This is a genomic window from Amycolatopsis sp. NPDC003865 (assembly GCF_053605345.1).
Map to the genome: position 1 here is coordinate 775,220 of NZ_JBSGJA010000001.1, position 22,248 is coordinate 797,467.

Sequence of the window (22,248 nt, forward strand, 5' to 3'; positions counted from 1 at the left end):
CAGTATCCCCAACCACCTTCCGGCGCGGCGTGGCGGCGGTCCCCGACCACGGTCCGACTAGACTGAGGGTACGGAACTGTCCTGCTGAGGAGTTGGCTGTATGGCGCCCGCCGTCGACCTGGAACCCGCCGGCGACGAAACCGACGCGAAGGTCGGCACCCTCGCCGCGCGGATCGCCCACCGCATCGAGGCCGACGTCATCCGCCGGGGGTGGCCGGTCGGCGAGACCCTGGGGTCCGAACAGGACCTGCGCGAGCGGTTCGGGGTGAGCCGCGCGGTGCTGCGGGAAGCCGTGCGGCTGGTCGAACACCACCAGGTCGCACGCATGCGCCGCGGCCCGAACGGTGGACTGCTCGTGTGCGCTCCTGACGCCGGGCCCGCGACCCGGTCGATGGTGATCTACCTCGAGTACGTCGGCACGACGATCGGAGACCTGCTCGAAGCGCGCCTGCTGCTGGAACCGATCGCGGCGGGGCTGGCCGCGGACCGGATCACCGAGGACGGCATCGAAACCCTGCGGGCGGTGATCGCGGACGAGGACTCACGCGAGAGCCCGGTCGGCTTCGAGGCCCAGGACGCCGTGCACCCGCTGCTCGGCGAGCTGTCCGGCAACGCGGTGCTGTACCTGTTCATCGACATCCTGAACCGGCTCACCGCCCGTTACGCGCACACGTCCCGGCGCGTGACCAAGGTCGAGCTCCAAGCTGCGCGGGAGGAGTCCTTCGATGCGCACCGCACTGTCGCGGACGCGGTGATCGCCGGGGATTCCGCGCGGGCCCAGACGATGCTGACCGAACACCTCCAGTGGGTCGGCTCGTGGATCGAAGGACACCGGGTTCAGCGGCCGCGGACCTCGAACGCTGTGATCGAGCCCGAACTGGTCGAAGGGCCGCGGGCCAAGCTCGCCGAGGTCGTGGCCGCGCGCATCCACGATGACATCGCCGCCCGGGGCTGGGAGATCGGCACCACGCTCGGTTCGGAAGCCGACCTGCTGGAACGCTACGGCATCAGCCGGGCGGTGCTACGCGAAGCGGTGCGGCTGCTCGAGTACCACTCGGTGGCCCGGATGCGCCGGGGCCCGGGCGGCGGTCTCGTCGTCACCGAACCCGAGCCGCAGGCCAGCATCGACACGATGGCGTTGTTCCTCGAGTACCAGGGGGTGCGGTCCGACGACCTGCGGATCGTCCGCAACGCGATCGAACTGGGCACGGTCGGCCGGGTCGCCGAGCGTTACGACGACGAAGTGGCCGAACGCCTCGACGTCGCCGTCCGGTGGCCGACCGAAGGGCCACCGGACGAACCGGGCAAGGCAGACCTGTTCCACGCCGAGCTGGCCGACTTGGCCGGCAACCCGGTGCTGTCGCTGTTCCTGCGGATCATCACGGAGCTGTTCCGGCGGCACGCGTCCGGCCAGGAGCGGCCCCTGCCTGGCGACGCGGCCGCGGAGGAGGTCCAGTACGTGCACCAGCGGATCTTCGACGCGATCCGCCAGGGGGACGCGGGCGTGGCGCGGCACCGCATGCGGCGCCACCTCGAAGCGCTCATCCCCTGGTGGCACTAGCCGACGTCGAACCGCGCGAGTTCGTGCGCGACCATGCCGTCCAGGTCGGGCGCGGGCGGCTCGGGCAGTTCCACCGCCCGCTCTCGCGTCGGCAGCAGCACGACCGCCGTGCCCGGAGAGGTCACCTCTCCGCGCTGGTTCTCGCAGCGGACCGCGACTTTCACCACGCCGGGCGAAGGCTTGGCAGTCACCTCGCCGCGCACCCATGTCGTGTCGCCGAGGTAGTTGAACCTGCGGTGCTCGCAGCGCAGCTTCCACAGCCAGCCGTCGTCGCCGATCCAGTCGGTGAGCAGATGACACAGCCACGTCTCCCGCATACCGCCGTAGTCGTACGGGCCGGGCAGGCCCAGTTCGGTCGCCCGCGCCGGCTCCCAGTGCAGGCGCTGGACCGTGTCCGGGATGCCGAGCCCGTTCGGCGGGTAGAGACCGGGCGCCTTGCGGCGGACACCGGCGGCGATCTTGAACGCGCCCGGCGGCGTGAGCTGCATGCCCCAGCCGAGGTGCCAGACGATCACATCGGTCGTCGTCAGCGGCCCCTTCACCTTGGGCGGCAACACGTCTCCTGGTGAAACGTCTTCCCAATACCGCGGGACGGCTCCTCGCCGGGCTTCGGCCGCGTAGGCAGCGTCGATCTCGGCTATCTGCGCGGGCGTGTAAGGCTCCTGGACCAGCGTTTCCTTCGCCCGTTTCTTCGACGTGTGTCGTTCGGCGTTGATCCACGTGCCCCGGCGGACGCCGTGCATCTCCCCCGCGCCGTTCGTGTACAGGTAGTCCTGGGTCACGTGCGCGGTCCGGCCACCGAAACTGCTCGGCTTGGGCTGGACGCCGACCTGCGTCTGCAGCACCCGGCACCGGTCACCCAGCCGCAGCGGCCGCCACCACTCGAACTCCATGACCGCCTGGTAGGAGCCCAGACCGGCGAACGGATCGCCCTTCAGTAGCCGCCGGGTCTCGTCATCCGGCGGCGGGGCGGCGTCCTCGCCCATCGTGTAGAGGAACGTCGGGGGCGCGATCAGCGACCCCCAGCGGGAACGATGGTCCGGATCGCAGTACAGCGGGTTGTCGTCGCCGTAGCCATACGCGAAGTGCCGGACGCCGTCCCAGGTCACCTCGAAGTTGTGCGGTGGCGTGCGCTGGGGCCGCGGGACGCCCAGCCGCTGCCGGGACCGCTCGATGGCCTCGTCGGTCAGCACGCCGTATTCGGTGGTCGTCAACGCGGCTCCTTGCCGGGCATCGCGGGATCACGCGGCAGGCCCAGCACCTGTTCGGCGATCGTGTTGCGCTGGATTTCGGCGGTTCCCGCGCCGATCGTCGAAGCGCGGGTGCGCAGGAATCCCCACACCCACCGTCCTCTCTGGACCGCGTGCGAGTCGTCCCGCCCGAGCACTCCGTACGGCCCGAGCAGGTCGAGGGCGAACTCGTGCAGATCCTGTTCGAAGGTGACGATGAACAGCCTCGACGTCGACGACGCCGGCCCCGGCTCGCCCCGCTCCAGAATGTCGGTGATGGTGCGCATCCCGGTGTAGCGCATGATCCGCACCCGGACTTCGAAGTCGGCCAGCCGGTCGCGCACGAGCGGGTCCGCCAAAGCTCCCCGGTCCCGGGCCAGCTCGACCAGCTCGTCCAGCACCCGGCGGTAGCGAGCCGCCTGGTTCATCGCCCCGGCCGCTCGCTCGTGGCCCAGGCTGGTGCGGACCAGCGGCCAGCCGCCGTTCTCCTCCCCGACGCGGTCGCTCACGGGGACATGCACGTCGGTGAAGAAGATCTCGCAGAAGTGTGCGTCCCCGGTCAGATCACGCAACGGACGGACCACCACGCCCGGGGCGTGGGCGTCGATCAGCAGGTAGCTGATGCCGTCCTGGCGCGATTCCGGCGTTCCGGTGCGGACCAGGGTGAACAGGATGTCCGCGATGTCGGCGGCGCTGTTCCACACCTTCTGGCCGTTGACGACGTAGTGCTCGCCGTTCCGGCGTGCCGTGGTGCGCAGCGCAGGCAGATCCGAGCCGGCGTCCGGCTCGGAATACCCCTGCGCCCACACCGTGTCTCCGCGGAGCATCGGCCGCAGGTACCGCTCCTTCTGCTCGGCCGTGCCGTACTTGACGATCGTCGGAGCCGCGATCCCCACGCCGGTGCCGAGCGGCCCCGGTACCCGCGCTCTGGCGTACTCCTCCTGGTAGACCACCTGCTCGGCGAAACTCAGCTCCATTCCGCCGTAGGCGCGCGGCCAGCTCGGACCCGCGTACCCGGCATCGAACAGAGTCGCCAGCCACTGCTTCTGCCAGGCGAGCCGTTCGACCGGGTCCTTCGGGCGGCGGCCGGGGTGGTTGCTGACGAGGAATTTCCGCAAGCCTGCCCGGAACTCGTCGGTCACGTCGGCCCTCCGATCCGGGTCAGGGTCGCGAGCCTGGCCCGGTGCGCCGTCGGTGTGCCGAACAACTGCTCCGAGGACTTGGCGCGCCGCAGGTGCAGGTGCGCGTCGTGCTCCCAGGTGTAGCCGGTACCACCGTGGATTTGGATGTTCTCCTTGGCGGCGTGCGTGTAGGTCTCGGCGCAGTACGCCGCGGCCAGTGCGGCGGCCACCGGGAGTTCGGCCGGGGCCCCGACCGCCACGGCCGCCGCGTGACGGGCCGCCGAGCGGGCGGATTCGACGCGCAGCAGCATGTCTGCGCACTTGTGCTTGATCGCCTGGAAGGTGCCGATCGGCCGGCCGAACTGGACGCGGACCTTCGCGTACTCGACCGCGGCGTCCAGGCAGGCTTGGGCGCCGCCGACTTGTTCGGCGGCCAGGGCGACCACCGCGAGATCAAGCGCGCGATGTACGAAGGCCTCGTCCGCCGGCCCGATACGCACGGCAGGGGCGCTGTCGAAGTCGAGCCGGCCCAGCCGCCGCGTCGGGTCGAGGGTGTCGAGGCGGCAGCGGGTCACCTGCGATGCGACACCCTCGACGGCGAACAGGCCGAGACCCGTCTCGTCGCGTGCGACGACAAGCACCAGTGCGGCCGAGTCGCCGTCGATCACGAACATCTTCGTGCCGGACAGCCTCCCGGCGGTCACCGTCGCGCTGACGTCCTCCGGTCGCCACGAGCCACTTTCCTCGGCGATGGCGAGAGTCGCGGTCAGCGAGCCGTCGGCGATCCCGGGCAGCCACCTCGCCGCGTCCGGCCCGGCTTCGGCCAGCGCTTGCCCGGCGAGTGCCACCGTCGCGAAGAACGGCGACGGCAGCAGCGCCCGCCCGGTCTCCTCCAGCACGACACCCAGCTCGGCCGGACCGCCGCCCGCGCCGCCGTAATCCTCGGGCACCGCGAGGCCGGTTAGTCCGAGCTGCTCCGCCGTCACCCGCCACACCGCCGGGTCGAAGCCGTCCTCGGACGCCATCCAGTGGCGCACGGCCTCGCCCGGTGACTTGTCGGTCAGGAACCGGCGGACCGAGGCGCGCAGTTCGTCGTGCTCGTTCACCATTCGAGACGCAGCGACTTGATGCCGTACATGTTGCCGGTCTGCTCGAGTTCCTGTCCGGGCGCGATCCGGTAGTCCGGGATGCGGGCGTGCCACTCCTCGATCGCAACGTTCAGTTCGAGCCGGGCCAGGTGCGACCCGAGACAGCGGTGCGGGCCCGACCCGAACGCGATGTGGTTGCTGGTCTTGCGGTCGAGGTCCACCGCCGCCGGGTTGTCGTAGCGGTCCGGGTCGCGGTTGGTGACCACGAGCGGCAGCATCACCATCTCGCCGGCCTTGACCGGGCAGCCGCCGACTTCGACATCCTTGGTGGCCTTGCGAGCCGGGATCACGAATGAGTACACACGGAGGATCTCCTCGACGCTGGTGGGGATGGCCGAGCCGTCGGCCAGGATCGCCCGGCGGTGGTCCGGGTGGGTAGCGAAGTGGTACAGCGCCCAGCCGACCGAGATCGGCACGGTGTCCAGGCCGGCCGAGAACATGAGCAGGCAGAAGGCGTGCAGGTCCCGGTCGCTGACCGGCTCACCGTCGATGTCCCACGTCATCGCCCGGGACAGCAGGTCGGCGCGGGGTGCGGCACGGCGCGCCGCAATCTGCTCGTCGAAGTAAGCCGAGACCTCGGTGATGGCGGCCAGCTGGCGGCTGCGGTCAGGGTCCTGCTCGTAGGACAGGTGCAGCATCTCGTGCACCCAGCCCAGGAACACGTCGAGGTCCTGCTCGGGAAGTCCCATCAGGCGCAGGAAGATGACGGTGGGAAAGCGACGGGCGAACTCGTCGAGCACGTCGGCGGTCCCGAGCCTGGCGAACCGTTCGATCGTCTCGACGGCGACCTGCCGGATCTCCGGCTCTCGCGCGGCGACCGCCTTGGGCGAGAACTCTCGGCCGAGCAACCGCCGCCACTGGGTGTGCACCGGCGGGTCGAGCATCTCCGGGATCCACAGAAACTTCGGGTCGGGATCGAGTGCCGTCACCGACTTACTGGAGAATGTGCGCCAGTCCTGCAGCGACTCTTGGACCGCCGTGCCGTCGGTGACGACCCAGTACCCCTTGGAGACGTCACTGCGGAAACCCGAGTGGGTCGCGGCGACGGCGTCCCAGCGCTCATGGTGGCTCAAGACCGCACCGCCTGCGGTGTTGTCGTAGTGGTAGACGGGTACACCTTCGTAGGTGCCCTCGGGTTCGAACGTCGTGCTCAAGACTGGGTCCTCTCAGGTGACGGCGCCGTCGATCTTCAGCTGGATGAGCTCATCGTCGGTGAGCCCGAGCTCCCGCAGGACCTCGTCGGTGTGCTCCGCGAACTGGGGCGCCCGCGTGAGTGCCACCGGGGTCTGCTCGAACTGGACCGGACTGGCGACCAGCTCCCGCTCGCGGCCTTCGGCGTCGACGACGGGAACGATGAGGCCGTTCGCGCGCAGCGACGGGTCCTGGGCGACCTCCCACGGGCCCTGCACGGCGGCCCACTGGCCTTCCCCCCGGGACAGGACGTCGGTCCACTCGGCGAACGTCCGCTCGCCGATGATGTCCGCGATGACTTCCGCGGCCTCGACGGCGTTGGCCATGATCTTCTCGACGTCCGCGAAGCGCTCGTCGGTCACGAGGTCCTCCCGACCAGCAAGGCGGCAGAACTCCGGCCAGTAGCGGCCGGGCTGGAGCATCGCCAGCTCCAGCCACTTCCCGTCGGCGGTCCGGTAGCCGCCGATCAGCGGATTGGTCGCCGAGCCGTGCTTGGGGTGTTCCCGCGGTGGCAACGGGCCGCCCTTGAGCAGCGCTTGGTTGACCGTGTACTGGGTGGCCCACGCGCCGACACCGAGCAACGAGACGTCCACTGTGGACGGCTCGCCGGTGACCTGGCGCGCGTACAACGCGGCCGCGATGCCACCCGCGATCGTCATCCCGCCGATCACGTCGCCGTAAGCCCCGGACGGCATCCGCGGCGTCCGGTCGGCCCCAGGCGCGGTCACGCCTGCTGCACTGCCGCCACGGGCCCAGAATGCCGTGCTGTCGTAGCCGCCCTTGCCGGCTTCCGGCCCCCGCTGGCCGAATCCACTGCCGCGGACGTAGACGATGTCCGGGTTCAGCGCGCGCACGTCGTCCAGCTCGATCTTGAGCTTGGCGCGAGCATCCGGGAGGAAGTTGGTGAGGAAGACGTCGCTCGACCTGACCAGCTCCTCGAACACCCGCCTCGACGACGGTTTCTCCAGAGCCAGCCCCACGCTGCGCTTCCCCCGGTTCGGGCCCTCCATGAGCGGCAGGAACGTCGAGCCTTCGGTCGCTGTCGCTTGGCCGAGTACGCGGGACAGCCCACGCTGCGCGTCGCCGCGCTCGGCGTGCTCGATCTTGATGACGTCGGCACCCCAGTCCGCGAGCACCGCGCCCGCGGCGGGAACGAAGGTGAACTGCGCGACTTCCAGGACGCGCACGCCTTCCATCGGCCGGTGCACCCGGGTCACCTCCTCGTTCAGTCGACGGTGATCGCGCGCTCAGGGCACGCGTACGCGCCTTCACGCGCTTGGGTGAGCTTGTCGGCGGGCACGTCGTTCTCGAGCGGTAGTGCGTAGCCGTCGTCGTCGAGTGCGAACACCTCCGGCGCGGTCGCCGCGCATCGGGCGTGGCCGGAGCACAGCCGGGTGTCGACTGTGACGTTCATCGGGGAACTCCGTTCTCTTCGTGCAGGTCCAGCGGACCCATGTGGGCGACGGTCAACAGCTCCGCGAGGCCGGCGCCGGTGTCCTGACAAGCGGCCAGGTCCTTGCGCAGGAACGGCGTCACCGCGGCGGCGTACTTCTCGGCTCCGCCACGTGCGGCGATGTACTGCGCCGCTCTGCTGCCACCGCTGCTGACCGCCAAGACGTCCAGCAGCACGTTCTCGTCGATGCCCGCTGCCCGCGCCGTCTCGAGCCCGCGCAGTGTCACCTGGGAAATCGCGGCGAAAAGCAGGTTGTTGAGCAGCTTCACGCGCATCGCCGACCCGCGCGGTCCCGTCTCGATGACCGGGTCGGCGTACGCGCTGACGACTTCGCGGGCGCTGGCGACGTGGTCCGGTTCGCCGCCGAGGTACACGGTGAGGCGCCCGGCGCGGACCGCCTCCGCTGTCCCGCTGAAGGCCGCGTCGACGATCGCGGCACCGTGTCCGGCGAGCGCGGCGAGGGTTTCCGGCCGCCCGGTCGTGTGCGAGACGACCAGCATGTGCCGGGCCATGATCTCGGGGAGCACTTCGAGCGCCTGCGCATCGCTGTACAGGCAGCTGACGACGATGTCGCAGCCACGGAGCCCGCGCGCGCTGTCGGCTGGTTCGGCCCCGGCGGCCGCGAGCCTTTCACGGACTTCCTCCCGCCGCGCGTACACGCGGACCTCGTGCCCGGCGCCCAGGAGCCGCTCCACCATCGGCTCGCCGAGGTGCCCCGCACCGACGAACCCGATCACGGTTTGTTCGTCCCGCCCGCGTCGACGGTGAACTGCAGGCCGGTGACGTATCGGGCTTCGTCCGAGGCCAGGAACAGCACGGCATTCGAGACGTCACGCGGTTCGACGAACGGGGCGAGGGGGTTCATCGCGCCCATGCCGAACAGCGGCTCGCGACCGGCGAGGTCCTCGAAAGCCGTGGTGGGCGCCATCCCCGTGCCGCTGACCCCGGTGGGGTGGACGCTGTTCACCCGGATGGAGTGCTTCGCGAGCTCGTTCGACAGTGCCTTCATCAGGCCGACGACTCCGTGCTTGCTGGCCACGTAGTGCGCGTAGGGAACGTGGCCGCGGATGCCCGCGGCCGAGCTGGTCAGCACGATCGAGCCGCCGGCGCCTGCCTCGATCATCCGGGGGATCGCCGCGCGCGCGGTGTTCCACGCGCCTTTGAGGTTGACGTCGATCACGACGTCCCAGTCCTCTTCGGACAGTTCCCAGGCGCTGCCGATGCTGGTGGCCCCGGCGTTGGCGACGACGACGTCGAGCCGGCCGAGTTCGGCGTGGGCGGCGTCGACGGCCGCCCGGACCTCGGCGATGGCGCGGACATCGGCTTGGAGAACGACGCATCGGCGGCCCGTGGCCCGGACGAGCTCGGCCGTTTCTTCGAGCTGGTCCTTCGACCCGAGCGGGTACCGCACGGCGCTGGAGATGTCGTGGCACACGTCGGTGACGACGACGTCGGCGCCTTCCTCGGCCAGCCGGACCGCGTGCGAGCGGCCCTGGCCGCGGGCCGCACCGGTGACGAGGGCGACCTTGCCCGCGACTCTTCCGGTGCTCATGAGCCCGCCAGCTCGGCGACCGCGTCGCGCAACGCGTGCAACCGCACCTCGAGCACTTCCCGCTCGGCCGCACCGGCGTCGCCGAGCTTGCTCTCGATGTCGGCGATCTCCTCCTCGAGGCGCTCGGCGGCTTCGTCGCGGGTCAGCAGGTCCAGGTCGGTCCAGTCGGACCGCTCGGATTCGGGGCGGCGGCTCATGCGGCGGGGAAGTTGTAGAGGCGGCGGGTGTTCAGCTCGACGATCCGGTGCACTTCGTCGTCCGGGACGTCGGCCAGTACCTCGGCGGCGTAGGCGCGGCTCTTCGGCCAGTAGGAGTCGGAATGCGGGTAGTCGCACTCCCAGGTGATCAGGTCGACGCCGATGTCGTGGCGCGACTTCACCCCGAACCGGTCGTCGATGAAGCAGCCGTGGAAGTGCTCGCGGAACAGCTCCGACGGGCGGACCTCCTGGTTGACGTTCTGGTAGAAGCGGTGCCGCTCCCAGGTGGTGTCGATCCGCTCCAGCAGGTAGGGCACCCAGCCGATACCGCCTTCGGAGAGCCCGATCTTCAGTCGCGGGTGCTTGTGCAGCACCGGCGAGAAGAGCAGGTCCGCCGCCGCGTACATCGAATTGCAGCCGAACAACGCGATCGTCACCGCGAAGGGAGCTTCCGGTGCGGTCTTCGGCGCGCTGCCCGAGGTGCCGAAGTGCAGGCAGATCGGCAGATCGGCCTCTTCGGCGGCAGAGAAGACCGGGTCCCAGTGGTCGGTGTGGAACGACGGGAGACCCAGCGGGACCGGGTTTTCCGGGAAGGAGATCGCCTTGGCACCGCGTGCCGCGGTCCGGTGGATTTCGGCGACGCACGCTTGCACGTCCCACAGAGGCAGGATTACCAGCGGGATCAACCGGTCCGGCGCGGGCGCGCACCATTCGTCGAACACGAAGTCGTTCCACGCCCGCACGCACAGGAGAGCGAGCTCTTTGTCCTGCCCCTCCAGGAAGACCGTGCCAGCGAACCGAGGGAACGACGGGAAGCACAGCGCACCCCACACGCCGTCGATGTCCATGTCGCGCAACCGCGCCTTCGGGTCGTAGCACCCCGGGATCATCTCGTCGTAGCGGGTCGGCTCCATGCCGAACTCCTCGGGCTTCTTGCCCGCGACGGCGTTCAGCCCGATATAGGGGTAGATCCGGTCCTCGTAGCACCAGACCTCGGCGGGCTTGGCACCGTCCCGCCGCGGTTGCTCCACGCTGCGGGGTCCCGCCTCGCGGAACTTGGCCGGCAACCGATCGGCCCAAAGACGGGGCGGTTCGATCAGGTGGTCGTCGGTCGACAGCAACTTCATCCACGGCTGCAACGGCATCGTCGCGCTCCTCGTTGTGCGGCGCATTGTGTATACCCGATGTCCAGCATGCACCGGGACTGCTCCGCTAATCAAGCCCAAACGGCCATCCGACGGTCATATTGAGTATCCTCTTTAGGTGAACTCGACGATCTCGCGCCCCCTTCCACAACCGACCCTCGCAAGCGCTGCCTTCTGGCGATCGGGCGCCGACGGCGTGCTGCGGATGTCGCGATGCGAGGACTGCGGCAGGTTCTTCCACCCGCCCGGCCCGGTGTGCCCCGGGTGTCACGGTGAGACCGTCGCTTTGGCCGCCACATCAGGGAAAGCGTTCGTCGTGGGCTTCAGCATCACCGAGCAAAGCTGGCTGCCCGAGTTCCCGCCGCCGTATGTCGTCGCGATCGTCGCACTGGCCGAGGACGATCGGGCCCGGCTGACGACCAACATCGTCGGCTGCGAGCCCGCCGACGTGTACGTCGGGATGCCGGTGCGAGTGCGGTTCGAACAGCACAGCGACGTCCACCTCCCCCTGTTCGAGCCGGACGACGGCAAACCGGGACCGTTGCCCGAGCCGCGGGACGTCCGCGCGGCGCTGCGCCCGATGGCCTCCCCACGCAAGTTCGAGGACGCGGTCGCCCTGACCGGCGTCGGACAGTCGCGGGTCGGACGTCGGCTGATGATCCCGCCGGTCGCGCTGACCGTCGAGGCCTGCCGGGCCGCCGTGGCGGACGCCGGGCTGGATCTCGACGAGATAGACGGGCTGTCCACCTACCCCGGACCGACCCCGACCGGGTTCAGCGAAGGCGGGATCACGGCGTTGACCGAAGCCCTGCAGCTACGGCCCACCTGGGTCAACGGCGGCAGTGAAGTGCCGGGCCAGATCGGCTCGATCACCGCCGCGATGCTCGCGGTCGCGGCAGGCCTCTGCCGGCACGTGCTGTGCTTCCGCACGGTGTGGGAGTCCTCGCACGCGGCGCTGCTCCGCAGCGGCGACTGGCTGCCCGACCGCGGCCGGGCCACCGGGATGCTGGAGTGGCGCGCGCCGTTCGGCGCGGTCTCGGCCGCGCAGTGGATCGGCTGCCACGCCTCCCACTACCTGCACCGCTACGGCGTCGGCCGCGAAGTGCTCGGCGCGATCGCCGTCACCTCGCGGGCCGGTGCCGCCCGCAATCCCGAGGCCCTGTACCGGGATCCGCTGACCATGAACGACTACTTCGACGCACGCACGATCACGACGCCCTTCGGGCTCTACGACTGCGACGTGCCGTGCGACGGCGCGGTGGCCGTGGTCGTCTCCGCGATCGAGACGGCGGCCGACCGTCCGAAGCCGCCCGTGCTGGTCGAGGCGGCCGGTACGGCGATCCTGGAGCGGCTCAGCTGGGACCAGGACACGCTCACCCACCTGCCCCAGTCCCTGGGCCCGGCGGCCCACCTGTGGACCCGCACTGACATGACCCCGGCCGACGTCGACGTCGCACTGCTCTACGACGGGTTCACGTTCAACGCGTTGTCGTGGCTGGAAGGCCTTGGCTTCTGCGGCCCCGGCGAAGCGACTGGCTTCATCGACGGCGGCCGCACGATCGCCCTGGACGGCGCCTTGCCCCTCAACCCGCACGGCGGCCAGCTCTCCGCCGGCCGGCTGCACGGGTACGGGTTCGTCCGCGAAGCGATGCTGCAGTTGCGGGGTGAGGCGCGCGAACGTCAGGTGAAGGGCGCCCGGACAGCGGTCGTCACCGCCGGCGGCGGAGTGCCGTCCGGCGCCCTCCTCCTGCGCGGTGCTTAGGCGGGCACGGGCACGGCCGCCGCCAGGCTTTCCCGCTCCTCGGATTTCACCGCGCGGAACAGCACCACGATCATGGCGATCTTCCACACCAGGAACGCCACTGCCGGGATGATCATCGCGAACAGGCCGTTCCACGCGAACGGACCGTCCGGCGACACGTACACGAAGACCCCGGGCAGCAGGCAGACCGCCGCGACGAAGTTGAGCCAGCCGAACCAGCGCGGAAACACCGGGTTCGGCCGGGGGCCGACGAACGCCGACAAGCCGATCACCGCCACATTGACCACGAAGATCACCGCCACCCCGACGTAGGTGAGCCAGAACTGATCGCTCAGCAGCAGCACCAGCTGCGGGTCGCGGTTGGGCCGGAAGGCCGCCGTGGCGTAGACCGCGAGCGGGTAGAGCCAGCCGGTCGGGGCGACCACCGCGGTCGTCAGCTGCACCATCGACAGCAGTCCCCAGCCACCTTCGATGCGCCGCATCTGCAGGCTGGTGACCACGGCGAACGGGTAGAACAGCGGAGCGCAGATCCCCATGATGACCACCGACCACAGCACGCCGGTGCGGTTCATCGCCAGGTATCCCGTCACCTGCTCCGCGGTGGCCGTCGGCGGGATGGGCGGCGTCAGCCGGCCCACCACGGTGAACGCGACGGTGAACGCCACCAGGACGATCACCCCGCACCACACCGAAAGCCGGTAGAGCCGGAATTTCACTTTGTCGTCCACAGAGGATCTCCTTTGATCCGTCGGGTCAGGCGGAAACGATGTCCAGCACGGCCCGATAGGCGAACGCGAGGCCCGAGCCGATGGGTGTGCCCGCACCGGGGTAGACGCGGCCCGACATCGGCGCAGCCGTGTTGCCCGCGGCGTAGAGACCCTCGATCGGCGAACCGTTCGGCCGCAGGACCCGCGCGTTCTCGTCCGTCTTCAGGCCACCCTTGGTGCCGATGTCGGACAGCACGATCGTCGCGAGGTAGAACGGCGGCGTGTCCAGGGGCAGCAGAATCGGGTTGGGCCAGTCCGGGGACGGCTTCGCCGGGTAGGCCTGTTCAGGCCGGAACGGGAACGGCACGATGTGGTGGAACATCCGGTCCCACGGCGTCTCCCCGCGATGGAACTGCTCATCGACACCGGCGCGCGCGTAGCCGTTGAACTTCTCGACGGCCCGGCTGAGCGCCCCGAACGGGACGCCGGCCAGCTCCGCCAGTTCCTCAAGGGTGTCGGCCTTCTTCAGTGCCCCCGACGAGAACCACTCCGGGGCGATCGGCTGGTCGGGCGGACCGCCGAAACTGTCCCGGTCGACTTGCCTCTGATCAAGGATCCAGTGCGCGGGAACGTGCGGGACGCCCGACTCGACGTGCAGGCGGGCCATCTCGTGGCCCGCCTGGTCGTACGGACGGGCCTCGTTCATGAACCGCTCCCCCGCGGCGTTCACCCAGATCCCGCCGCGCAAGCCGCTCTGGAACACCGGGAGCCCGTCCGGCTGCACCAGACCGGGGACGTACCACGACTCGTCGAGGAGATCGGTGTCCGCCCCGGCCGCGATGCCCGCCAGGAGCGCGTCGCCGGTGTTGCCGGGCGCGCCGTTGGACCATTCGCCGGTCAGCGGGATCGGCTGGTGCTGGGCACGCAGGTCGGCGTTGCGCTCGAAGCCGCCGGCCGCCAGGAGGACGCCTCGGGTGGCCCGGAACGTCCGCCGCTCCCCGCCCCGGGTCGCCACCACACCGACGACCCGGTCGCCGTCGAGCAGCAGGCTCTCCAACGCCGTTTCGACGTGCAGGACGCCGTTGCCGGTTTCCAGGAACGCCGCCAGCGCGCGGGCGATCAGCGCCCGGCCGCCATTGAGGACGGGCCCCTGGTCGACACCCCACCGCTCGGCGGGGATCGGACCCCGCACCAGCGGGGCGTGCTCACCGAGCTCGGCGACGGCGACCTCGGGCGGGAAGATCGTCCGGCCGTACACCGATGCGCCCGGAGCATCGGGGAAGTAGTCCGGCACCGGCCCGTGCACGAACGACTGGAACCACTGGTTCTTCTCCAGCTCGTCGACGAGCTGCGCGCCGGCTTTGAGGTAAGCGTCCTGAAGCCCTTCCCGCGAGCTGTCGCCGACGACGGCGCGCAGGTACGTGCGCGCTTTCTCGACGTCGTCCTCGATGCCGGCGCGGGTGATCGGGGCGGAACCCGGGAACCACAGCCCGGCTCCCGAGTAGGCGGTGGTGCCGCCGACGAGCCCGGTCTTCTCGAGCACGAGCGTGCGCAGCCCGCGTGATGCCGCCACATAGGCGCCGACGAGGCCGCCACCTCCAGACCCGACGACGACGATGTCGTAGGTGTCTTCGTTCGCGGTCATCGACCACCTCCTGATCCGCTCGGCAAATTAGGTGTCCTCATTGAGCGATAGCCTCAACCGGCTCGGATTGTCATTCCGTGACAAAGGCCTTTTCCCAGCCAGCAGAGGGATCGTGCGCTGTCACGGTGACACTGTCAATGCTCATTTGGGGATACTCTTCTCGGGTAAGGTTGCCCATAATGGCGCTCGGCGCACCCACCGGCTCGAAGGAGAGTCCCCATGGCCCAGCCCGACTACGACCCGGGGCCGCAGATCGCCCACGCGGGCACCATCGACCTCGGCACCCCCGACCTCGACCGCTCGCTCTGGTTCTTCCGCGACCTGCTCGGCATGGAGGTCGTCGCGCAGGCCGACGGCGTCGCCTACCTGCGCGGCTACCAGGAGCTGGTGCACCACTCCCTGGTGCTGACCCAGCAGGAGGAAGCCCGGGTCAACTCCTACGGCTTCCGGGTCAAGCGCAAGCAGGACGTCGAGCTGTTCCAGAAGCAGCTGGAGAACGAGGGGCTGCAGACGGTCGAGCTGGCCGCGGGCCACGAGACCGGCCGGGGCGAGGCCGTCCGGTTCCTCGTTCCCGGCAGCGAGCACCCGTTCGAGCTGTACTACGACATCGAGAAGCCGGTGGCCGACGAGTCCATCCGGTCGAAGATCCTCAGCAACAGCTCCCGCCGGCGCGGTCTCGGCGTGCGCCGGCTCGACCACATCAACCTGCAGACCAGCGCCGCGACCGTGAACGAGGCCGAAAGCTGGCTGCAGACGGGGCTGGGCTTCAAGCGCCGCGAGTTCGCCCGGCTGCCCCAGGCGCCGGACATCATCCTGGCCTCCTGGCTGTCGGTGACCCCGCAGGTCCACGACGTCGCGATCGGCGTCGCCGCCGAGGACCAGCCCGGTCAGTTCCACCACGTCGCGTTCAACGTCGAGAACTTCCACGACATCCTCACCGCGGCCGACCAGATCCGCGACCTCGACGTCGCCTACGGCCACGGCCCCGGAAAGCACGGCATCGGCCAGGCGATGTACCTCTACATCCACGACCCCGGCTCGGGACACCGGATCGAGCTGTACTCGGGCGGCTACCTGATCTTCGACCCGGCGTGGGAAGCGCTCGAGTGGAAGCTGCCCGAGCTGCAGTACGGGCAGACCTGGTACGGCGACATCCTCGACGTCGGCCCGGGCGGCGCGTTCCTGTCCACGTCCCCGTCGGCCGGGCTGGTCCCGTGAGCGCCCCCGCCACGAAGGTGATCGAGGGGCTCACCTTCGCCTACCATGAAGCCGGGGACGGCGAGCCTCTGCTGCTGCTCCACGGTTCGGGCCCGGGCGTCACCGCCTGGTCGAACTTCCGGGACAACCTGCCGGTGTTCGCCGAGCGGTTCCGCACCATCGCTCCGGACCTGCCCGGCTTCGGCGGGACCGGGCTGCCCGAACTCGACGCGCCCTACCCCGTCGTCGCGGCCAGGTGGATCCTGCGGCTGCTGGACGAGCTGGGCATCGAGTCCGCGGTCTTCGTCGGCAACTCCATGGGCGGCGCGGTCGCCGCCGAACTGGCGGTGCAGGCCCCCGACCGCGTGCGGCGGATGGCCCTCATGGGCTCCGGCGGATTGTCGACCGGACTCTTCCAGGCCGAACCGAGCGAAGGCTTCAAGCGGCTGTTCGAGTTCCTGGAGGATCCCACTCGCGACCGGATGAGCGAATGGATCCGGACGATGGTGTTCGACCAGAGCCGGGTGACCGACGACCTGGTCGACGAGCGGCTGCGCAACGCCACCACCGGGGACGCCATCCAGCGGATGAAGATCATCTTCGGGTCGATGTTCGATCCCCGCCGCCAAGCCGAGCACCCGCCCTTGTGGACGCGCGCCGCCACCGTGCGCACGCCCACCCTGCTGCTCTGGGGCCGCGACGACCGGATGCTGCCCTATGACCAGGCGCACTTCGCGACCCGCTGGCTGCCCGACGTCGAACTGCACACCTTCGCCCGCTGCGGGCACTGGGTGCAAGTGGAGCGCAAAACCGATTTCGAGCGGGTCGTGACGGAGTTCCTCACCCGCAAAGCGTCCGAGTAGGAGGTGGCGACATGGCCCACGACGTGGTGAGCCGGATCGAGGAGTCCGGTCCCAAGCTGGCGGCACTCGCCGAAGAAAACGAAACCCTGGGCAAGCTGAGCGACGAGACCGCCGCCCTGCTCCGCGCCGCGGGGGTCATGCGGCTGCTGCAGCCGCGGAAGTTCGGCGGTTACGCAGCTCATCCCCGCGACTTCGCGGAGGCCGTGATGGCGGTCGCGCGGCACGACGGCGCGGCCGGCTGGGTCTGCGGCGTCGTCGGAGTCCACCCCTGGGAAGTCGCCCAGATGGACCCGCGGCTCGGGCAGGAGATCTGGGGCACCAACCCCGACACCTGGATCGCGTCGCCCTACATGCCGAACGGGATCGCGGAACCCGCCGAAGGCGGCTACGTCCTCAATGGACGATGGCCGTTCTCCTCGGGCGCCGACCACTGCGAGTGGGATTTCCTCGGCGCGATGGTCGGGGACGGCAAGGGAAAGCCGGTGATGCCCCCGTCCGTCCGGCACGTGATCCTGCCCCGGTCGGACTACCGGATCCTGGACGACACCTGGGACGTGGTCGGCCTGGCCGGCACCGGCAGCAAGGACGTCGTGGTGGAGGGCGCCTTCGTGCCCGGTTACCGGACCCTCGATCAGGTCGCCGTCCAGGAAGGACGAGCTGCCGAGGAACACGGCGTCACCGACAGCCTGTACCAGCTGCCCTTCGCCGCGATGTTCCCGCTCGGGATCACCGCTGCCGTGATCGGCATCTGCGAAGGCGCCTTGGCAGCCCACGTAGCCCAGCAGCGCGACCGCGTCGCGGTCACCGGCGTCCAGGTGCGCGACGACCCCTACGTCCTCTACGCCTCCGGGGAAGCGGCATCCGAGATCCAGGCGTCCCGCATCCAGCTGCTCGACGGCATCAGCCGGCTCTTCGACACCCTCGAGTCCGGCAAGCCGATTTCGCTGGAGGCAAGGTCGGACGTACGACGCAACCAGGTGCGCTGCGCTTGGCGGGCAGTCGCCGCCGTCGACGAGATCTTCGCCCGCTCGGGCGGGAACGCCATCCGGCGGAGCAACCCCATCCAGCGGTTCTGGCGCGACGCGCACGCCGGGCTCTCCCACATGATCCACGTGCCGGGAGTCGCCTACCACGCCAACGCGCTGACCCAGATGGGGCTCGAGCTGCCACCCCCGATGCGGATCCTGGTCTGATGGCCGCCGCCTTCGACGGCCGGCAGTTCCGGGACGTGCTCGGCAACCTCCCGACCGCGGTCGTCGCCGTCACCGCGACGGAACCGGACGGCCGGCCGGCCGGGATGGTCGTCGGCACGTTCCACTCGGTGTCGCTCGACCCGCCGCTGGTGTCGTTCCTGGCCGCCCGCTCGTCACGCACGCTCCCGCGGATCCGCGCCGCGGGCCGGTACTGCGCGAACGTGCTGGCGGCCGACCAGGAAGCGGTCTGCCGGCAGATGGCGGTCAGCGGTACCGCCAAGTTCGACACGGTCTCCTGGGCACCATCCCCGCTCGGGAACCCCGTGCTCGACGGCATCGTCGCGTGGGTCGACTGCACCATCGAGCAGGAAGTGGAACTCGGCGACCACTTCCTGCTCGTGGGGCGCGTTCACGACCTGCACGTCGAGTCGCCGAAGACGCCGCTGCTGTTCTTCCGCGGCGGCTACGGCGACTACTTCTCCGCCACCTCGCTCGTGCTGGACCGGCTCGTCGGCTGGTGAGCCATCGGAAAGGAGGCCCGGATGGGCCGGGTACAGGACAAGGTCGTCTTCATCACCGGAGCGGCCCGCGGGCAGGGACGGGCGCACGCACTGCGGCTGGCCGAGGAGGGCGCGCACATCATCGCGGTCGACCTCTGCACGCAGATCGACAGCGTCGGCTATCCCCTGGCCGTACCGGCTGACCTGGAGGAAACGGCGCGGCAGGTGGAGAAGCTGGACCGCCGGATCGTAACCACCACCGTGGACGTCCGCGACGCCGGCGCGCTGAAGACCGCGGTGGCTTCGGGCGTGGCGGAACTGGGGCGGCTCGACGCCGTCGTGGCTCAAGCCGGCATCGCGCCGATCGGCAACGATGATGCGCAGGCGTTCGTCGACGCGGTCACGGTCGACTTCAACGGCGTGGTGCACGCGGTCGAGGCGGCGCTGCCGTTCCTGCCGGACGGGGCCGCGATCGTCGCGACCGGATCGGCGGCGGCTCTGTTGCCGCCGACCCACAGCGGTACGCCGGATGCGGGCAAGCTGGGCTACTCGTTCGCCAAGCGTTCGGTGGCAGCGTTCGTGAACGACCTGGCGATCGTGCTCGCGCCGCGCCGGATCCGGGTGAATGCGGTGCACCCGACGAACACCAACACGGACATGCTCAACAGCGAGCCGATGTACCGGGTGTTCCGGCCCGACCTGGAGAACCCGACCCGCGAGGACGCGCTGCCGGCGTTCGAGTCGATGACGGCGATGGGACTGCCGTACGTCGAGCCGGGCGACGTCGCCGAAGCGGTGCTGTTCCTGGTGTCCGACGAGTCCCGGTACATCAGCGGCACGCAACTGCGCGTCGACGGCGGGGTGATCGTCAACAAACGGCTGCCGCAACCGCAGTTCTGATTTTCCGGGCCGGCGACGTCCCGGTCGCCGGCCCGGAAGGTCAGTCGTTGCGATAGTGCTGGATCTGGCAGTGGAATGCGCCGTTGCCGTTTCCATGCACGTCGTCGTTGATCTCGAGGAAGAGGGTTCCCTGGTCGGGAGTTTCGTCCAGCCGACGATCCGCGCCGATGTAGAACGGACCGGAATCGAGTCGGCCGATGAGGCAGAACGGATGAGAACCCTTGAGGGGGAACTTCGGATCGTTGTCGATCCAGTTCCAGCCCTCCGGGCCGTTGTTACCCGTGAACCAGACACCGGCCCAGATCGTCCCCCAGGCGTGGAAGATCAGGGTGTCGCCCGCCCGCACCTGCATGTGCGTGTCGATTGCCGCGTCCCTTTCGGCTACCTGAACTTCCCGAGATTCGACGAGATGCCAAGACATCGTGCTTTCCCTCCACGTGGATGTGGCGATTACGTCTGGGGACCCGGCATCCGGCGATAGTCGTCAGGTGCTGCACTAATACCATCCTCATGTTCGGTTCGCTTTGTCAAGCGACCGAATTATGGACAATTTCAGGCCATCAGCTCGATGATCGTCGCGTTGGCCGTTCCGCCGCCTTCGCACATCGTCTGCAGCCCGTACCGCAAGCCTTCCCCGCGCATCCGGGCCAGCAAGCGCGTCATCAGGATCGCCCCCGAGCCGCCCAGCGGATGGCCGACCGCGATCGCCCCACCCAGCGGGTTGAGACGTTCCGGATCCGCACCGGTCTCGGCCAGCCAAGCCAGCGGCACCGGGGCGAAGGCCTCGTTGACCTCGAACGCGCCGATCTCGCCGATCGAGAGCCCGGCTCGGCGCAAGACCTTCTCCGTGGCCGGAATCGGGCCGAGCAGCATCGTGATCGGGTCCGCGCCGCTGACCGCTCCCGAGTGGTAGCGGGCAATCGGCTTCAGACCCAGTTCGGCGGCCCGTTCGGAGGTCGTGATGAGCAGGGCGGCCGCGCCGTCGGAGATCTGTGACGCGTTGCCCGCGTGGATGACGCCGCCGGGTTTGAACGAAGGCTTGAGGCGAGCCAGGGTCTCGACCGAGGTGCCGCGCCGCAAGCCCTCGTCCACCGCGAACTTCACACCGTCGACGTCGATCGATATGACGTGGTCGTCGAACACGCCCGCGTCGATCGCGGCGGCGGCCTTGGCGTGCGACCCGGCGGCGAACTCGTCGAGGCGCTCCCGGGTGAACCCCCAGCGCTCGGCGATCAGTTCGGCACCGATGCCCTGGTTGAACTCGAAGCCGTCGTACCGCGCCAGGACCGCGGGCCCGTACGGCTGCCCGGTGGTGCGGTGCGCCCCGAGCGGTACCCGGCTCATCGTCTCCACGCCGCCCGCGACCACCAGGTCGTACTGACCCGCCATGACCGCGTGCGCGGCCGAATCGACCGCTTGCTGGCTGGAGCCGCACGCCCGGTTGATCGTCACGCCCGGCACCTGCTCGGGCCAGCCGGCGGCGAGCACGGCGAACCGGCCGATGTTGCTCGACTGGTCGCCGACCTGCGTGACGCAGCCCCACAGCACATCGTCGACGGCGGCCGGATCGATTCCGGTCCGCTCGACCAGCGCGGTGAGTACCCGAGCCGACAGGTCGGCAGCATGCACCCCGGACAAGGTGCCGTCACGCTTGCCGATCGGCGTGCGGACGGCATCGATGATGACCGCGTCCCTCATGGTCGGTTCCTTTCGCTCGGCGGCGGGGTGAGTCCCCAGTCGCGGAGGACAGCTTGGGTGTCGGCGCCGACGGTCGAAGCCGCCGCGCCGGAATTCGACGGGGTCAGGGAGAACCGCGGAGCCGCGGCAGGCTGCACGATGCCGTCCTGGAGCACCACACTGCCCCGCGCGGCCAGGTGTGGATGCCGGGCGGATTCGCTGAGGCTCAGCACCGGGGCGACACATGCGTCGGTGCCTTCGAACACCGTCGCCCATTCGTCGCGGGTGCGTTCGGCAAACCGCTTCGCCAGCACCTCGCGCAGCTCCGGCCACGTCTCGCGATCGTGCTGGCGTTCCGGATCGACGTCGAGTTCGAGCAGGTCGAGCAGCCGCCGGTAGAACTTCGGTTCCAGCGCGCCGACGGCGACGTGTCCGCCGTCCCGCGTCTCGTAGACCGCGTAGAAAGGGGCTCCGCCGTCGAATTGGTTGACCCCGCGTTCGTCTGTCCAGGCGCCACGGCCGAGCTTGCCGAACGTGCTGGCCAGCAGGTTCGTGGTGCCGTCGACGATGGCAGCATCGACGACCTGGCCCCGGCCACAGTGCTCGGCGGCGTGCAGCGCGGCCAAGACGCCGATGACGAGGTAGCAGCCGCCACCACCGAAGTCGCCGACGAGGTTCAGCGGGATCTGTGGCGGCCCACCGGCCGGCCCGATGGCCCCCAGTGCGCCGGTGAGGGCGATGTAGGTGATGTCGTGCCCGGCGACCGCAGCGAGCGGACCGTCCTGCCCCCAACCGGTCATCCGCCCGTAGACCAGCCGCGGGTTGCGCGCGAGGCACGCGTCCGGGCCGATGCCCAGACGCTCGGTGACGCCCGGCCGGAACCCCTCGATCAGCACGTCGGCGCGTTCGGCCAGATCGAGAGCGGTGGCTCGGCCCGAGTCACGCTTGAGGTCGAGCACGATCGAACGCTTGCCGCGGTTGAGCACGTCCGCCGGTCCGCCGCGGCCGGGTTCGTCATGGCCGGGCCGGTCGATCCGCACGACCTCGGCGCCGAGGTCGGCGAGCATCATCCCGGCGAACGGCCCGGGGCCGATGCCACCGAGTTCCAGCACCCGGCACCCCGCCAACGGGCCTGTGGTCATCCTGGGACCTCCTCATGACGGCGACTGGTTCAAGTTAGCAATAGCTGACACTCTTTTTGGGTGAT

General features: G+C 69.8%; 22 protein-coding genes. 7 read left to right on the forward strand and 15 right to left on the reverse strand.

Annotation, left to right across the window (positions count from 1 at the left end):
* The first annotated feature begins 100 nt into the window (after positions 1-100).
* Complete coding sequence (locus tag ACWEVP_RS03390; protein ID WP_452061025.1) at positions 101-1,561, forward strand: FadR/GntR family transcriptional regulator; 1,461 nt, start codon at positions 101-103, stop codon at positions 1,559-1,561.
* On the opposite strand, the gene ACWEVP_RS03395 is transcribed toward ACWEVP_RS03390, so the two are convergent.
* Genes ACWEVP_RS03395 through ACWEVP_RS03440 form a run of 10 tightly spaced genes read right to left on the reverse strand, consistent with a single transcriptional unit; the run spans position 1,558 to position 10,597 of the window.
* Positions 1,558-2,775 carry an FAS1-like dehydratase domain-containing protein gene (locus ACWEVP_RS03395; RefSeq protein WP_452061026.1) on the reverse strand — a complete coding sequence of 406 codons (1,218 nt, stop codon included), beginning with the start codon at positions 2,773-2,775 and terminating at the stop codon, positions 1,558-1,560. The genes ACWEVP_RS03390 and ACWEVP_RS03395 overlap by 4 nt on opposite strands.
* Complete coding sequence (locus ACWEVP_RS03400; protein ID WP_452061027.1) at positions 2,772-3,932, reverse strand: acyl-CoA dehydrogenase family protein; 1,161 nt, start codon at positions 3,930-3,932, stop codon at positions 2,772-2,774. The genes ACWEVP_RS03395 and ACWEVP_RS03400 overlap by 4 nt, the downstream gene beginning before the upstream one ends.
* Positions 3,929-5,020: an acyl-CoA dehydrogenase family protein gene (locus ACWEVP_RS03405; protein WP_452061028.1), complete on the reverse strand. Its 1,092-nt coding sequence runs from the start codon at positions 5,018-5,020 to the stop codon at positions 3,929-3,931. Before ACWEVP_RS03405 ends, ACWEVP_RS03400 begins: the two co-directional genes overlap by 4 nt.
* Positions 5,014-6,213 carry a cytochrome P450 gene (locus ACWEVP_RS03410; protein ID WP_452061029.1) on the reverse strand — a complete coding sequence of 400 codons (1,200 nt, stop codon included), beginning with the start codon at positions 6,211-6,213 and terminating at the stop codon, positions 5,014-5,016. The genes ACWEVP_RS03405 and ACWEVP_RS03410 overlap by 7 nt, the downstream gene beginning before the upstream one ends.
* 12 nt (positions 6,214-6,225) lie before the next feature.
* The gene (locus ACWEVP_RS03415) at positions 6,226-7,458 is read right to left on the reverse strand and encodes a CaiB/BaiF CoA transferase family protein (protein ID WP_452061030.1); all 1,233 of its coding nucleotides are present in this window, start codon (positions 7,456-7,458) and stop codon (positions 6,226-6,228) included.
* 17 nt (positions 7,459-7,475) lie between these two features.
* Positions 7,476-7,664, reverse strand: coding sequence for a ferredoxin (locus ACWEVP_RS03420; protein ID WP_452061031.1), 189 nt, complete (start codon positions 7,662-7,664; stop codon positions 7,476-7,478).
* A complete protein-coding gene (locus ACWEVP_RS03425; protein WP_452061032.1) occupies positions 7,661-8,440 on the reverse strand; it encodes an NAD(P)-dependent oxidoreductase in 780 nt (259 codons plus the stop codon). Before ACWEVP_RS03425 ends, ACWEVP_RS03420 begins: the two co-directional genes overlap by 4 nt.
* Positions 8,437-9,255 carry a mycofactocin-coupled SDR family oxidoreductase gene (locus ACWEVP_RS03430; RefSeq protein WP_452061033.1) on the reverse strand — a complete coding sequence of 273 codons (819 nt, stop codon included), beginning with the start codon at positions 9,253-9,255 and terminating at the stop codon, positions 8,437-8,439. The genes ACWEVP_RS03425 and ACWEVP_RS03430 overlap by 4 nt, the downstream gene beginning before the upstream one ends.
* Complete coding sequence (locus ACWEVP_RS03435) at positions 9,252-9,452, reverse strand: hypothetical protein (protein WP_452061034.1); 201 nt, start codon at positions 9,450-9,452, stop codon at positions 9,252-9,254. The genes ACWEVP_RS03430 and ACWEVP_RS03435 overlap by 4 nt, the downstream gene beginning before the upstream one ends.
* The gene (locus tag ACWEVP_RS03440; protein ID WP_452061035.1) at positions 9,449-10,597 is read right to left on the reverse strand and encodes an amidohydrolase family protein; all 1,149 of its coding nucleotides are present in this window, start codon (positions 10,595-10,597) and stop codon (positions 9,449-9,451) included. The genes ACWEVP_RS03435 and ACWEVP_RS03440 overlap by 4 nt, the downstream gene beginning before the upstream one ends.
* A gap of 118 nt (positions 10,598-10,715) precedes the next feature.
* Between ACWEVP_RS03440 and ACWEVP_RS03445 the strand changes: the two genes are divergently transcribed.
* Entirely contained in the window at positions 10,716-12,359 is a 1,644-nt protein-coding gene (locus ACWEVP_RS03445; RefSeq protein WP_452061036.1) for a thiolase C-terminal domain-containing protein, read from the forward strand.
* On the opposite strand, the gene ACWEVP_RS03450 is transcribed toward ACWEVP_RS03445, so the two are convergent.
* Both ACWEVP_RS03450 and ACWEVP_RS03455 read right to left on the reverse strand, forming a co-directional pair.
* Positions 12,356-13,087: a hypothetical protein gene (locus ACWEVP_RS03450; RefSeq protein WP_452061037.1), complete on the reverse strand. Its 732-nt coding sequence runs from the start codon at positions 13,085-13,087 to the stop codon at positions 12,356-12,358. The genes ACWEVP_RS03445 and ACWEVP_RS03450 overlap by 4 nt on opposite strands.
* Before the next feature lie 25 nt (positions 13,088-13,112).
* A complete protein-coding gene (locus ACWEVP_RS03455) occupies positions 13,113-14,711 on the reverse strand; it encodes an FAD-dependent oxidoreductase (RefSeq protein ID WP_452061038.1) in 1,599 nt (532 codons plus the stop codon).
* A gap of 219 nt (positions 14,712-14,930) precedes the next feature.
* Here ACWEVP_RS03455 and ACWEVP_RS03460 point away from each other — a divergent pair, with 219 nt between their 5' ends.
* From ACWEVP_RS03460 to ACWEVP_RS03480, 5 genes are read left to right on the forward strand one after another with little or no spacing between them, the layout of a single operon-like run.
* A complete protein-coding gene (locus ACWEVP_RS03460; RefSeq protein ID WP_452061039.1) occupies positions 14,931-15,929 on the forward strand; it encodes a VOC family protein in 999 nt (332 codons plus the stop codon).
* The gene (locus ACWEVP_RS03465; RefSeq protein WP_452061040.1) at positions 15,926-16,771 is read left to right on the forward strand and encodes an alpha/beta fold hydrolase; all 846 of its coding nucleotides are present in this window, start codon (positions 15,926-15,928) and stop codon (positions 16,769-16,771) included. Before ACWEVP_RS03460 ends, ACWEVP_RS03465 begins: the two co-directional genes overlap by 4 nt.
* Before the next feature lie 11 nt (positions 16,772-16,782).
* The gene (locus tag ACWEVP_RS03470) at positions 16,783-17,964 is read left to right on the forward strand and encodes a hydroxylase (protein WP_452061041.1); all 1,182 of its coding nucleotides are present in this window, start codon (positions 16,783-16,785) and stop codon (positions 17,962-17,964) included.
* Positions 17,964-18,485 (forward strand): flavin reductase family protein, encoded by a 522-nt coding sequence (locus ACWEVP_RS03475; RefSeq protein WP_452061042.1) that lies wholly within the window; start codon positions 17,964-17,966, stop codon positions 18,483-18,485. Before ACWEVP_RS03470 ends, ACWEVP_RS03475 begins: the two co-directional genes overlap by 1 nt.
* Before the next feature lie 21 nt (positions 18,486-18,506).
* Positions 18,507-19,364: a mycofactocin-coupled SDR family oxidoreductase gene (locus ACWEVP_RS03480; RefSeq protein ID WP_452061043.1), complete on the forward strand. Its 858-nt coding sequence runs from the start codon at positions 18,507-18,509 to the stop codon at positions 19,362-19,364.
* 40 nt (positions 19,365-19,404) lie between these two features.
* Here the strand turns inward: ACWEVP_RS03480 and ACWEVP_RS03485 are convergent, their stop codons facing one another.
* The 3 genes from ACWEVP_RS03485 to ACWEVP_RS03495 all read right to left on the reverse strand — a co-directional run bounded on the left by ACWEVP_RS03485 (position 19,405) and on the right by ACWEVP_RS03495 (position 22,183).
* Positions 19,405-19,785: a hypothetical protein gene (locus ACWEVP_RS03485; protein WP_452061044.1), complete on the reverse strand. Its 381-nt coding sequence runs from the start codon at positions 19,783-19,785 to the stop codon at positions 19,405-19,407.
* A 131-nt stretch (positions 19,786-19,916) separates the two neighbouring features.
* Complete coding sequence (locus tag ACWEVP_RS03490; RefSeq protein ID WP_452061045.1) at positions 19,917-21,062, reverse strand: thiolase family protein; 1,146 nt, start codon at positions 21,060-21,062, stop codon at positions 19,917-19,919.
* On the reverse strand, positions 21,059-22,183 hold the full coding sequence (locus ACWEVP_RS03495) for a CaiB/BaiF CoA transferase family protein (RefSeq protein WP_452061046.1): 1,125 nt from the start codon (positions 22,181-22,183) through the stop codon (positions 21,059-21,061). The genes ACWEVP_RS03490 and ACWEVP_RS03495 overlap by 4 nt, the downstream gene beginning before the upstream one ends.
* Positions 22,184-22,248 lie beyond the last annotated feature (65 nt).